This is a genomic window from Arthrobacter sp. SLBN-112, assembly GCF_006715225.1.
GTDB lineage: Bacteria > Actinomycetota > Actinomycetes > Actinomycetales > Micrococcaceae > Arthrobacter.
The window spans coordinates 617,265-630,178 of the sequence record NZ_VFMU01000001.1 but is presented as its reverse complement, the minus strand read 5'-3'; the positions used below and the strand labels follow the sequence as shown (position 1 = coordinate 630,178).

General features: G+C 65.2%; 8 protein-coding genes. 1 reads left to right on the top strand and 7 read right to left on the bottom strand.

From position 1 onward, the window contains the following. The first annotated feature begins 31 nt into the window (after positions 1–31). The gene (locus tag FBY33_RS02995; RefSeq protein WP_142029238.1) at positions 32–2,386 is read left to right on the top strand and encodes an FdhF/YdeP family oxidoreductase; all 2,355 of its coding nucleotides are present in this window, start codon (positions 32–34) and stop codon (positions 2,384–2,386) included. A 97-nt stretch (positions 2,387–2,483) separates the two neighbouring features. Here FBY33_RS02995 and FBY33_RS02990 read toward each other — a convergent pair whose 3' ends face one another. The 7 genes from FBY33_RS02990 to FBY33_RS02960 all read right to left on the bottom strand — a co-directional run bounded on the left by FBY33_RS02990 (position 2,484) and on the right by FBY33_RS02960 (position 12,839). After that, entirely contained in the window at positions 2,484–2,702 is a 219-nt protein-coding gene (locus FBY33_RS02990; RefSeq protein WP_142029237.1) for a hypothetical protein, read from the bottom strand. Between the two features lie 179 nt (positions 2,703–2,881). Further along, complete coding sequence (locus tag FBY33_RS02985; protein WP_142029236.1) at positions 2,882–4,366, bottom strand: HNH endonuclease signature motif containing protein; 1,485 nt, start codon at positions 4,364–4,366, stop codon at positions 2,882–2,884. Positions 4,367–4,459: 93 nt separating this feature from the next. Next, positions 4,460–6,967: a GcvT family protein gene (locus tag FBY33_RS02980; protein WP_142029235.1), complete on the bottom strand. Its 2,508-nt coding sequence runs from the start codon at positions 6,965–6,967 to the stop codon at positions 4,460–4,462. A gap of 38 nt (positions 6,968–7,005) precedes the next feature. Further along, complete coding sequence (gene purU / locus FBY33_RS02975) at positions 7,006–7,935, bottom strand: formyltetrahydrofolate deformylase (RefSeq protein ID WP_142029234.1); 930 nt, start codon at positions 7,933–7,935, stop codon at positions 7,006–7,008. A gap of 3 nt (positions 7,936–7,938) precedes the next feature. Further along, positions 7,939–9,861: a BCCT family transporter gene (locus FBY33_RS02970; protein ID WP_142029233.1), complete on the bottom strand. Its 1,923-nt coding sequence runs from the start codon at positions 9,859–9,861 to the stop codon at positions 7,939–7,941. A 261-nt stretch (positions 9,862–10,122) separates the two neighbouring features. Further along, positions 10,123–11,538: a ferredoxin reductase gene (locus FBY33_RS02965; protein ID WP_142029232.1), complete on the bottom strand. Its 1,416-nt coding sequence runs from the start codon at positions 11,536–11,538 to the stop codon at positions 10,123–10,125. After that, positions 11,535–12,839, bottom strand: coding sequence for an aromatic ring-hydroxylating oxygenase subunit alpha (locus FBY33_RS02960; protein ID WP_142029231.1), 1,305 nt, complete (start codon positions 12,837–12,839; stop codon positions 11,535–11,537). The genes FBY33_RS02965 and FBY33_RS02960 overlap by 4 nt, the downstream gene beginning before the upstream one ends. Between the last annotated feature and the right edge of the window lie 75 nt (positions 12,840–12,914).

Below are 12,914 nucleotides of genomic sequence, written 5' to 3'. Positions count from 1 at the left end.
AACAGCATAAGCCGGTAAGGAAGTTGGAACAATGAAGTTCGGAAAGCAGCCCGCCCCCGTTGCGGACATCAATGAGGACAACCTCGAAGTCCACAAGCCCAAGACCGAAGCTGCCGGGGTCAAGGCCGTCATGGTGGCCCTGGAGCGCGCGGTGGCGCAGGCAGGGGTTACCCGCACGGCGCACTCGCTGCTCCGGTTGAACCAGCGCGGCGGGTTCGACTGCCCGGGTTGCGCCTGGCCGGAATCGGACAAGAAACGCAAGACAGCGGAGTTCTGCGAGAACGGCGCCAAGGCGGTGGCCGAGGAGAACACCCTCCGTACCGTGGGCGCGGAGTTCTGGGCCAAGCACTCCATTGCGGAGCTGTCGGAGAAGACCGAGTACTGGCTGGGCAACCAGGGCCGGCTGTCCGAGCCGGTGGTCATCCGCGAGGGGGAGACCCACTACTCGCCGATCTCTTGGGCCGACGCGTTCGAACTGATCGGCGAACACGTCCGCGCCAGCACCCCGGACCGGTGCGTCTTTTACACCTCCGGCCGCACGGCGAACGAGACCGCGTTCCTGTACCAGTTGTTCGCGCGGTCCCTGGGCACCAACAACCTGCCGGACTGCTCCAACATGTGCCACGAGTCCTCCGGCTCGGCCCTGAATCCGACCATCGGCATCGGCAAGGGCACGGTCTCCCTGGACGACATTCATGACGCCGAACTGATCTTCGTGGTGGGGCAGAACCCGGGTACCAACCATCCGCGCATGCTGTCCGCCCTGAAGGAGTGCAAGGACAAGGGCGGCAAAGTGGTGGCCGTGAACCCGCTGCCCGAGGCCGGCCTGTTCAACTTCAAGGACCCGCAGACCGTCTCCGGCGTGGTGGGCGGGGGCACACCTTTGGCTGATGAGTACCTGCAGATCAAGGTGGGCGGTGACCTGGCCCTGTTCCAGGCACTGGGCCATCTGCTGCTGGAGGCCGAGGAGAAAAACCCCGGGACCGTCGTCGACCATTCCTTCATTGCCGCGCAGACGGACGGGTTTGACGCCTACCGCGAAGCCCGCCGGACCCTGGACTGGGACGAAACGGAGACGGCCACCGGCCTGGACCGTGGGCAGATCGAAAAAGTCGCGTCCATGCTGGTGGCTTCCAAGGCCTCGATCTTCTGCTGGGCGTTGGGCGTGACGCAGCAGCCGCACTCCGTGGACACCATCAAGGAAATGGTCAACGTCCTGCTGCTGCAGGGCAACTTCGGCAAGCCCGGCGCCGGTGCCTGCCCCGTCCGCGGCCACTCCAACGTCCAGGGCGACCGGACCATGGGTATCTGGGAGAAGCCCAAGGAATGGCTCCTCGCAGCGCTGGATACGGAGTTCGGGATCACTTCCCCGCGGCACCACGGCTACGACGCGGTGGAGTCCATGGAGGCGTTCGAACGCGATGAGGTGGACGTGTTCGTGTCCATGGGCGGCAATTTCTCGCTGGCCTGCTCAGACACCGAGGCCCTGGAAGCGGGGATGCAGCGGATCGGGCTGACCGTGCATATCTCCACCAAGCCCAACCGCTCCCACATCGTGCACGGCCGTACCTCGCTGATCCTGCCCACCCTGGGCCGGACAGACAGGGACGACAAGCACCCCAAGGGCGCGCAGTTCCTGTCCGTGGAGGACTCCATGTCCGTGGTCCACTCCACCCAGGGCCGGCTCACCCCGGTCTCGGAGCACCTGCTGGCCGAGCCTGTGATCGTGGCCCGGATGGCGGAGGCCGCCTTCGGCCCGGACCACCCCGTGGACTGGAAAGGGATGGCCGAGGACTACGACGTCATCCGGGACCACATCGCCCGCGTCCTGCCCGGCTTCGAGGACTTCAACGCCCGGGTGCGGACCAAGAACGGGTTCGTGCTGCCCAACCCGCCGCGCGACACCCGCTCCTTCGCCACGGACATCGGCCGCGGCCGGTTCACGGTCAGCCCGCTGGAGTACCTCACGCCGCCGCCCGGGCATCTGGTGCTGCAGACCATCCGCAGCCACGACCAGTACAACACCACGTTCTACGGCCTGGATGACCGCTACCGGGGCATCTCCGGCGGCCGCCGTGTGATCCTGATCCATCCTGAAGACCTTGCGGAGCAGGGCTTCCAGGACCGCGAACTGGTGGACGTGGTGAGCACCTTCGGCGGCGTGGACCGCAGGGCAGACAAGTTCCGCCTGGTGGCCTACCCCACCGCCAAGGGCTGCGCCGCCGCTTACTTCCCGGAAGCCAACGCCCTGGTCCACAAGGAAAACGTGGCCCGGGTGTCCAACACCCCCGGCTTCAAGGCGATGTTCGTCCGCTTCGAGCCGCACCTTGCTGAAGACGCCGCACAGGCTTCTTCAGAGGAGCTGGAGCCTGCCGCGGCGGTGTAGTCCGCGCTGAGCTTCGTCTCAAACAGCCAGAACGGCGACGGCGACCTTCGGCACGTGCCGAAGGTCGCCGTCGCTTTTCTGTCCCTTGGGCCGCCGCTTATACGGGGTTGTTGCTGTCGGGCTCTGCCTCGGGATCCAGGTCCTGGCCATAGCCGCCGGCCGAGGCAAGCCCGCCCACCTGCTGGCCGGCGTTGGTTTGCCCGGGCATGAATCCGCTGTTCTGATCGTCCTGGGGCTCTCCCTCCGACTCCGGCGCGACATCCTGCCGCAGATGCTCGTCGTCCGAAATGTTCTTGGAAATCGCGTCATCAGCCATCCCTCCAGCCAAGCACCAGTTGCAGGACGAGGCAACGTTATGCCGCCAGACACCCAGGACACGATGGTTGCACCCGTCCCAACCCGCGTTGTTTGAGCCCGCTGAAACCGGCGCGAGAGACAGGCGCGAGAGACACAAGGTATCGACTCATCCTTGCGATTCATCCGCCCTTCGGCCGATCAGGCGGGTGGGGCCTGGAGGAACCGTGCCAAGCCCTCTTCTGCCGGGGACAGTCCGATGTAAGCAAAGTCGGTAAACCCAACGGTTGCTCCGTAGAGGCGCTTCAGTTCCGGGATCAGTTCGTCCGGCCAGTGGGGTGGTTCCCAGTCCTGGTGTTCGCTTTTGTAGTGGCGCCCGCTTGGTGAGATCCAGCCGGGTGGTTCGGTTTTGGTGGCTGGTGTTGGTTTCCAGCCGCTGGCGTGCCGGAGTCTATGGTGTTTCGGGCACGGCTGACCGAGGTTCGATACTCCTGTGGTGCCGCCGTGGTGCCAGGCGAGAAGGTGGTCCGCTTCGTTGTCCAGGGAGTTGTTGCTGCAGCCGGGGAAGGGGCACTTGCCGTCCCGCAGCCGGAGCCAGTTCCGCATCGCCTTGGTCACCCGGTACCTGGTCCTGCCGATTTCCAGGGGCGCCCCGTCCCGCGGGTCGACCAGGACGCGGTGGAACGAATCAGCTCCCTCCGCGACCAGGTCCCTCGCCATGGACGGCGGGATGGGGCCGAATCCGTCCAGCATGGCGGGCTCATCGGTCCGGCCCATGAGTGCGAATACCGGCACGGTGACGAGGACCTGGGCCCGGATCGACGACGAAGGGGTGGTATCCGTTCCTGCGCCTGCCCTGTCGCTGGTACCGCTATTGGTTCCGCTGGTGAGGATCGCTGAGGAGAACTGGTCGGCCCGGATCTGGGTGAGGGTGCGGGGCTCGTCGGGTCCTTGTTCGGTCCGGGCGAGTGCGTCGAGCCGGTTCCAGCCCGCCAATGCCTGGTCGGCGGGGATGTAGGCCGAGAGCCAGGCCATGCCGTCCTGGTCCGGCCTGTAGTCGACGCGCCGGTCCGCCACGGCCTTGGCGTGGCGTTTCTCAATTGATTCTGCGTGGTGGCGTTCGCGCCAGGTCCGGGCTTTGATTCGGAGCCGGTGCGCGGGTATTTCCCCGATCGTTGCCGCGGTGGCAGGCCGGGGTGTGTCCGGGTCGAGGAAGTGGGCCTCCAGGGCAGCGGCGCCGGCGGGGTCAAGGGCGGCAGTCTCGTCCGCCAGGGCCAGGGCATGCTGCCAGGAGATTGTTCCGGCCTGCAGGGCCGAGAGTGTCAGTGGCAACGTGGTGTTCACCGCATGGGAAGCGGCCAGGAATGAACCTGCGGCCCGAGCCCCAATGACCAGCACTGCCCCGATTTCAGCCGCGACGGCCATTTCCTGCGCCTGCACCGGCATATCGGGCGCCAGGGCGTGGGCGGTGTCCGCGTACTTCACGGCAGCACGGGCCTTCAACCCTGCGAACCCGGCTTCCACCTCCCGGGCACCGGCGAGAATGTCCAGGCACCCATCCGCCAGCCCGGCCAACGGATCAGCAGCCGAGAACGGCTCCGAACCACACCCATCCACCTCCGCGTTGAGCACAGCAAGGGCAGCCTTGATGTCCGCAAACGCCTTCGCCACCGCCGCTTTTCGCATACCAATATCATCGCGGGAGGGTACGACATTTAACCGCGGGCCTCGACCTGCGAGCGGGAGCCCACGGGCAATGTCGTGCCCTCCCCCCAACAATCAGCCGCGGAGGCGCTCCATGCCCGGGTCGAACAGCGGTTCGGCCGTGACGGTGGCGGCCACCCGCTTGCCGAAGTACTCGATCTCCACGCTGTCGCCTTCGGACACGGAGGAGGGCAGCCAGGCGTAGGCGATCGGCTTGCGCACGGTGTAGCCGTACGCCGCGCTGGTCACGTAGCCCACGGCTTCCCCGGCCACGTACACCGGTTCCTTGCCCAGCACGATGGACGTGCCGTCGTCGACCGTCAGGCAGCGCAGCGTCTTGGCGGCGGGCTGTTCCCGCAGGGCCGCCAGGGCTTCCGCCCCCACGAACCCGGTCTTGTCCTTGGCCACCGAGAAGCCCAGGCCGGCCTGGTACGGGTGGTGCTCGGACGTCATGTCCGTGCCCCACAGCCGGTAGCCCTTCTCAAGGCGCATGCTGTTGAACGCCCCGCGGCCGGCGGCGATAATGCCGTGCTCCTGGCCTGCCTCGAACAGCAGATCCCAGAGCCTGAGCCCGTACTCGGCGGTGGTGTAGAGCTCCCAGCCGAGTTCGCCCACGTAGGAGAGGCGCATGGCCGTGACGGGGATGCCACCAACCGAGATTTCTTTGGTGCGGAAGTACTTCAAGCCGTCATTGGTGAGGTCGTCGGCGCTGACCTTGCCGATGACCTCGCGGGCCAGCGGGCCCCACAGTCCGATGCAGCAGGTGCTGCCGGTGATGTCCGAAACATGCACCCACTGGGAGGGATCGGCGGCGGACTGCTTCCGCGCCTCCACCCGCAGGTAATCGAAGTCGACGTTGCTGTTGACGCCCAGCTGGAAGTCCTCCTCCGCCAGCCGTGCGACAGTCACGTCGCTGCGGATGCCGCCGTCGTGCTCCAGCAGCAGGCAGTACGTCACGGCACCGGGCTTCTTGGCAATGTTGCCCGTGCTGAGCCGGTGCAGCAGCGCCTGCGCGCCCGGGCCCACCACGGAGAGCCGCTTCAGGGGCGTCATGTCGTATAGTCCGACGGCGGTACGCGTCTTCCACGCTTCGGCTGCGGAAATGGGGGAGGAGAACATGGCGGACCAGGAGTCGCGCTCAGGCGTCTGCCACTCTGCCGGCAGTTCCTCGAGCAGCCCGCGATTGGCCTCGAACCAGTGCGGCCGCTCCCAGCCTGCGGACTCCAGGAAGAACGCCCCCAGCTCCTTCTGCCGCACGTTGAACGGGCTGACGCGCAGGTCCCGCGGGGATTCCCTGGGCTGCAGCGGGTGCATCACGTCGTAGATCTCCACGAAGTTCTGCTGGGAGGTTTCGCTGACATAGGCGTCGGAGGTCTGTACCTTCTCGAAACGGGTCAGCTCGCAGCCGTGCAGGTCCGTGCGGGACCGGCCTTCCACCAGCAGCTCCGCCATTGCCTTGGCCACGCCGGCTGAGTGCGTGACCCAGACGGCTTCGGCCACGAACAGGCCTTCGAGGTCGGGCGCCTCGCCCATGAGCGGGCCGCCGTCGGGGGTGAAGGAGAAAATGCCGTTGAAGCCGTCCTCGATCGCGGAGCTGCGCAGCGCCGGCAGCAGGTCCTGGCTGTCCTCCCAAGCGGGCAGGAAGTCTTCCAGGGTGAAATCCAGGCGGGAGGGCATGCGGTGGTCCGACATTTCCTCTGCGGAAACCTTTGGCAGGGCGGACATATCCACCGGCATGGGACGGTGGGCGTAGCTTCCGATACCGATGCGGTCGCCCCATTCGCGGTAGTACAGGTCCTTGTCCTGGTAGCGCAGGATGGGCTTGCTCGCACCCTTGGGAAGCTCGTTGACGCCCTCAAGTTCGGGCAGCGGGGTGGTAACGGCGTACTGGTGGCCCAGGGGCAGCAGCGGGACTTCGAGGCCCACCATCTTGCCGAGTTCACGGCCCCAGAAACCTGCGCATGACACCACGATGTCCGCCGGGATCAAACCCTCAGACGTTTCCACACCCGTGACCTTGCCGCCCTCCTGGGCGATGCCGGTGACGGTGGTGTTGCCCTGGTACGTCACGCCGGCCTCGCTGGAGCGCTCGATCAGCAGCTGCACCGCACGGGCGGCCAGGGCCAGGCCGTCGGTGGGGATGAGCAGGCCGCCCAGGACCTCGCGGCCGCCGGTGAGCTTGCCGGTGTTCAGGAGGGGGTAGATCTTTTCGCATTCGTCGGCATCGACGATCCGGCTTTCGACTCCCCAGGAGGTCATCACGCCCATCTTGCGGTGGAGATCGGCCAGTCGTTCGGGGGTGGTGGCCAGTTCCAGGCCGCCCACCTGGTTGAAGCAGGACTCCCCGTCCTTGCTCAGGGAGAGGAACTTGTTGACCGTGTAGGTGGCGAATTCGGTCATGGTCCGTGACTGGTTGTTCTGGAACACCAGGCCCGGCGCGTGCGACGTGGAGCCGCCGGCAAGTTCCAGCGGGCCCTGTTCCACCACAGTGATGTTGGTCCAACCGCGGGCAGCGAGTTCGTCGGCAAGGTTGGTTCCGACAATGCCGGCGCCGATAATGACAACGCGTGGTGATGCGCTCATGGGTGTTGTTCTCCTGTTTTGCTTGGCGGGCGTTGGCGTTAGCGGAAGACGACGGTGCGGGTGTTGTTGAGCAGGACCCGGTGCTGGCAGTGCCACTTAACTGCGCGGGACAGAGCCTGGGATTCGGCGTCCCTGCCGACCGTGACCAGTGCGTTAGGGTCCAGGCTGTGGTCCACCCGGAACACTTCCTGCTCGATGATCGGGCCTTCGTCCAGGTCTGCGGTCACGTAGTGCGCGGTGGCTCCGATGAGCTTCACGCCGCGGTCATAGGCCTGGTGGTAAGGCTTGGCACCCTTGAACCCGGGCAGGAAGGAATGGTGGATGTTGATGGCGCGGCCGCGGAGGGTCTTGCTGAGGCTGTCCGAGAGTACCTGCATGTAGCGGGCCAGGACCACCAGGTCTGCCTGGTACTCCTCCACCAGTTCCAGCAGGCGCGCTTCAGCTTCGGGCTTGGTATCAGCAGTCACCGGGACGTGGATGAACGGCAGGCCGGCAGCTTCCGCCATGGGGCGGAGGTCCTCGTGGTTGGACACCACGACGGCGATCTCCGCACCCAGGCTGCCGGCGCGCCAGCGGAAGATCAGGTCGTTGAGGCAGTGGCCGAACTTTGAGACCATCACCAGAACGCGCTGAGGGCGGCCGTCGTGGATGGTGAACTCCATGCCGAATTCATCTGCAACGGTGGCGAACTCAGCGCTCAGGCCTTCTGCGGAAACTTCCTTGTCTCCCGGGGTGAAGGCCGTGCGCAGGTAGAGCTTGCCGCTCATGTGGTCATCGAACTGCTGGTGTTCAACGATGTCGAAGCCGCGGTCAGCAAGGAAGGCGGTGATGGCCCGGACGATTCCGGGGCGCTCCGGGCAGGCAAGGGTAAGGACGTACTGTGCGGTGTCGGTACCGCGGACGCCGGCAACGTCGCCGGCCTCCACTGTCGCGTTACCGGTGGGGCGGCCTTCGAGGACTGTGGTCATGGTCTACTCCTGGTTCTTTGCGGGGGCTTGGGTGTCAGCGGAGGAAGCCGCGCAGCGGTTGTCGTCCTGACAGCGCTGATCACATTGATGCTTGGTGACGAGGTCGAACTGGGCGCCGCCGTGCTGGTCCACGCCGCTGCGAATGGCGCGCTCCACTACGGAGTCCGCCAGCCGGCGCCGGAGGGAGAGCGGATCGCGGCGGAGGTCCTTGACCAGGGCGAAGCACAGCAACAGCATGACCAGCACGAACGGCAGGGCCGCCACGATGGTGATCCGCTGCAGGCCGGAGAGCGCCTCGGACGGTTCGTCGCCGCCGGCCAGCAGCATGACCGCGGCCACGGCGCCGGTGAGGAGCCCCCAGAAGATGACCAGGCCGCGCTTGGGATCGGCGGCGCCGTTGGAGCTCAGGGAGGCCATGATGATCGACGCCGAGTCGGCCCCGGTGATGAAGAAGATGGCTACCAGCACCATGGCCAGGACGATGACGGCCGCGGTCAGCCAGGCGGGCATGGACATGTTCTTCACCAGGTCGAACAGTGCCCCGTCGAAGTCGATGCTCGGGACCCCGTTGGTTGTGGTCACCATTCCCGGCGTTCCCGCCTTGTCCGCTTCCTGCTGGATGTGGAAGGCCGTGCCGCCAAAGATGCCGAACCAGATGACGCTGACGATGCTGGGAACCAGCAGGACACCCGTCACGAACTGGCGGATGGTGCGGCCGCGGCTGATGCGGGCGATGAACATTCCCACGAACGGCGTCCAGGAGACCCACCAGGCCCAGTAGAAGATGGTCCAGCCGGACATCCATTTGCGCAGGGCTTCATCACCTACCGCCTCGGTGCGGGAGGACATTTCCGCGAGGTCCCTCGCGTAGTCCCCCACGGCGGCAGGGATGAGGTTGAGGATGAACAGGGTAGGCCCGGCAATGAAGACGATGAGCGCCAGGACCACGGCCAGCACCATGTTGATGTTGGACAGCCATTGAATGCCCCTGCTGATGCCGGAAACGGCCGAAGCCACGAAGCACGCCGTCAGGATGGCAACGATGGCCACCAGGACCGGCGTGCCGATTTCCCCGACCCAGCCGTTCGAGGTCAGGCCGCTGCCGATCTGGAGGGCCCCGAGGCCCAGGGATGCGGCGGTGCCGAAGAGCGTGGCGAAGATGGCAAGGATGTTGATGAACTTTCCGGCGGGGCCTTCCACTGCCCGGAGCCCGAAGAGTGAGGTAAAGGCAGCGGAGATCAGCTGCCTGCGGCCCAGGCGGTAGGTGCCGTAGGCCATGGCAATGCCCACGACGGCGTACATCGCCCAGGGGTGCAGGGTCCAGTGGAAAATGGAGGTTGCCATGGCCGTCTGGATGGCTGCCGGCGTCCGGCCGTCCACCGTTCCCGGCGGCGGGGAGATGTAGTGGTAGAGCGGCTCGGCCACACCGTAGAACATGAGGCCAATGCCCATGCCGGCCGCAAACATCATGGCAATCCATGACACGGTCCGGAACTCGGGCTTCTCCCCGTCCTTGCCGAGGGGGATGTTGCCCCACTTGCCCAGGGCCAGCCAGAGGACGAAAACAACGAACAGCGAGGCCAGGACCATAAAGAGCCAGCCCGTGTACTCCATCACCCACCCGAGGGCGGCTGTTGACGTGGCGGCCAGGCTCTCCCGGCCGAGGAAACCCCAGGCCACGAAGGCCAGTGCCAGGACGCCTGTGATGCCAAAGGTGGCCTTGTCGAGGGTGAGCTTACGGTTCCGGCGTTGTGCCACAGCCTGTTCGGCCTTGGTCTGGCGGAGTTCCTGCATGATCTGCTGGGTGTCCTCCACGTCATGTGGTTCGTGGGAGGAAGGAAGGTTCTCCGGTGCGGAAACGAGGTTGGGTTCCTCCAGCTCAAGGTGGGGTTGGGCATCCGGGCGGATGTCGCTGTTCAAAGCCATGTCAAGTCCTTTGGTTTGAATTCATGGGCTGTGCTGTACTCCGGCGTCCCCAAGCCGGGTGGAAGATCGCGGGCTTCCTGGCATTCAGTAAGCAAGGCCAGCTGTGCCTTCATCGCGGTCGTTTGTTCCGCAAGGATCAACACGTCTCGCTATAAGCAACAGAGTGGCCGGGACCACAATCGCGTGTCAAGGTTTTTCTGAAGTCTTAAGCCCTATTTCTGGGCTGCCCTGCTCCGCCTTGACAGTGGCTCGGAGCAGGGGCTAGGCATCGATCACCAGGTCCGTCTGCGCCGTGGAGCAGCAGGGCAGGAACTTGCCTGCAGAGATTTCCCGTGCCCGGATCCCGCCTTGGTGGTTCATCTCGATATCCCCTGAAAGCTTGACGACCTTGCAAGAGCCGCACATGCCTTCCTTGCAGTTCGCGCCGATCCTGACACCCGCACGCTGGGCCACCTCGAGGATGTGCTCGGTGGGGTCGATCCGGACATTGATGCCGGTACGCATGAAGGACATGGTGAGGCTGCCTGTTCCCACGGTGTCGAAGCTTGAGGCATCCGGGGAACCGGCTTCCGGCTCCATGCCCGGGCTGTCGACGGCGGGGTCGGAGCCGGGTGCTTTCGGGTCACTGATTTCCAGCGGCAGCCCTGAGGCCTCCAGGGTCCCGTCGGCGTCGTAGCCGGGCTCGTAGAGCCCGAACGCTGCGGGCTGGCCTTCAAAGTAGTCCTCGGCGGAATCAGCGATTTCCTCGGCGATTTCCTCTGCAATGTCCGTTGCCAGCGCCACCTCCGCCTGGTATTCAAGGAGCGTCTGGCGGTCTCCCGAGAAGAACTCCATGTAGATGGAAGTGTCATCGACGCCGACCTTTTGGAGGAGCTCGGTGGCGGTGTTCAAGTAGCCCTCGGGACCACATGCGTATACCTGGCGGCCGTTGGCATCGGGGGCCACCTCCTCGAGCATGGCCGCCGTCAGCCTTCCTCTAAGCCCTTCCCACCGCTCCGGTACGCTACGGTCGCCCAGGGAGTAGTGGACCTTGAAGCGAGAGTCCACGGAGGCGATATAGGCCAGTTCCCGGTGGAAGGCAAAGCCTCCAGCATCCGAGCCGTGGTAGAGCACCACAACATCGGCGTGCCCGGGCAGGGAGTGGATGGTCCGGACCATGGACATGACTGGAGTGATGCCTGCGCCGGCAGCAAGCAGGAGATACCGTGCCCGCCGGTCGGCGTCGGGCAGGTGGAAGGCTCCCACGGGTCCCAGCATCTCAAGAATGGTCCCGGGTCTGACGTTCTCGTGCACCCAGGGCGAGACCAATCCCGTGGGGTCGCACTTGACGGTAATGCTGAAGGTCCACGGCTCCGTGGGCGAACTGGACAGCGAGTAGCTGCGATCCACCGGTTCCTGGTCCTCGCCATTCACGGGAAATGCGACGTTCACGTACTGGCCGGCGCGGAACGCCAGGGGCGCACCGTCGCAGCGCCGGAAGACGAAGGTCATCATGGCGCCGGCCTCGGGAACGGTCTCGACACATTCGGCCATGAACTCCTGGGGGTGCCATGGCCCCAGCGCACGGGCTGCCCGGGCAGGTGTCTCCGGGCTTCCCATCACCCTGTTCCACGGCATCTCAAGACCGCGAATACGCTGTGGTTCCTGGATTGCCGTTTCGGTGAGGAGTTCAATCATGCCAAGTGCTCCTGCACGCGCTGCACGTACCAGTTGATGAATGCCTCGACCTGGTATTCGCTCTTCATGTAGGGACCGGGCTCGTAGGCGGGACTGCCGGCACCCTGCTGGCACAGCTCCACGAACGCCTTGTCCTGCAGGTTCGTCTGCTTCCAAGTGTAGGTGAGCTTCTCCAGGTCGTAGTCCACGCCTTCCACGGCGTCGTCAGCCACCAGCCACGTCGTGCGTACCAGGCTCTGGTGTTCGTTGATGGGGAAGACACCGAACGTGATGACGTGGTCGCTCTGGAAGTGGAACCAGCTGTTGGGCTGCAGGTGCATCGAGCAGCGGCCAAGGCGGAAGTCCGGCAAGTCGCCCAGCAGCTTCTTGGAGAGCCTGCGCCCGTCCGCGGAGAACGATTCACCCTCTCCGTCGAGTGGTTCCCGTGAAATGCGGATTCCCGCGATGCGTGTGTCCAGCTGCTCCACCACCTCGTAGGGAAGGCCGTAGCGGCGGCAACGCTCCTCGAGCGAGGCCTCAGCCTCCTTGTTACGGTCCCATACCTCCTCAAGGTGCGCCGGGATCAGCCCTTCCGTCAGGCCCCAGGTGGGGAAGAGGGAGCAGGCGAGCTCGGGGTGGCCGTCACAGTGGTAGCACTCACGGTTGTTCTCCATGACGAGCTTCCAGTTGCCCTCTTCGATGATGTTCTGCTGGTAGGCGATCTTTGTCTTCGAGAGATCGTGGGGCGCGAGGTAGGGCTCGAAGATCTTTGCGGTTTCGTCGAAGTCCGCGGGCGGTTCATCCGCAATGCAGACGAAGATAAGTCCGGCGACCTCGCGGCCGTGGGCGCGCTTGAGGCCGAAGCAGCTCTTGTCGAACTTCGTTTCCCCGGGCGCGGAGGCATGGATCAAATTGCCCTCCGGGGAGTAGGTCCAGGAGTGGTACCCGCAAACCAGGTTTCCGGTTGACCCTGCAGCTTCGGTGAGAACGCGCGCACCGCGGTGGCGGCATACATTGTGCAGGACGTTCACGGCGCCGTCGTCGTTGCGCAGCACAATCAGGGAGTAGGGCCCGTAATCGACGGTGACGTAGTCGCCCGGCTCCGGCAGTTCGGCGGTGCTGGCGGCAAAGATCCAGTGCCGGCCGAAAATGGCCTCCATGTCGATGTTGAAGATCGAGCGATCGGTGTAGAAGGGGGCATCGAGGGAGTAGCCGGTGCGCCGGAACTCAAACAACGCGGTGATCTCTGCCAGCTGCTCGGCAGGCAAAGATGCAGCGAGTTTTCCGCGTGAATTAAGGGGCGTGTTCACAGAAGCAGTCATGGGTTTCCTCCCGGGAGGCATGGGTAGTGGGTGTTGCGTGTTGACGAAGGGTGCGTGGGTGCTGGCGGCATCGTC

Coding starts and splice junctions, on each gene's coding strand:
- FBY33_RS02995 (WP_142029238.1), top strand. CDS start 32: ATGAAGTTCGGAAAGCAGCCCGCCCCCGTTGCGGACATCAATGAGGAC.
- FBY33_RS02990 (WP_142029237.1), bottom strand. CDS start 2,702: ATGGCTGATGACGCGATTTCCAAGAACATTTCGGACGACGAGCATCTG.
- FBY33_RS02985 (WP_142029236.1), bottom strand. CDS start 4,366: ATGCGAAAAGCGGCGGTGGCGAAGGCGTTTGCGGACATCAAGGCTGCC.
- FBY33_RS02980 (WP_142029235.1), bottom strand. CDS start 6,967: ATGAGCGCATCACCACGCGTTGTCATTATCGGCGCCGGCATTGTCGGA.
- purU (WP_142029234.1), bottom strand. CDS start 7,935: ATGACCACAGTCCTCGAAGGCCGCCCCACCGGTAACGCGACAGTGGAG.
- FBY33_RS02970 (WP_142029233.1), bottom strand. CDS start 9,861: ATGGCTTTGAACAGCGACATCCGCCCGGATGCCCAACCCCACCTTGAG.
- FBY33_RS02965 (WP_142029232.1), bottom strand. CDS start 11,538: ATGATTGAACTCCTCACCGAAACGGCAATCCAGGAACCACAGCGTATT.
- FBY33_RS02960 (WP_142029231.1), bottom strand. CDS start 12,839: ATGACTGCTTCTGTGAACACGCCCCTTAATTCACGCGGAAAACTCGCT.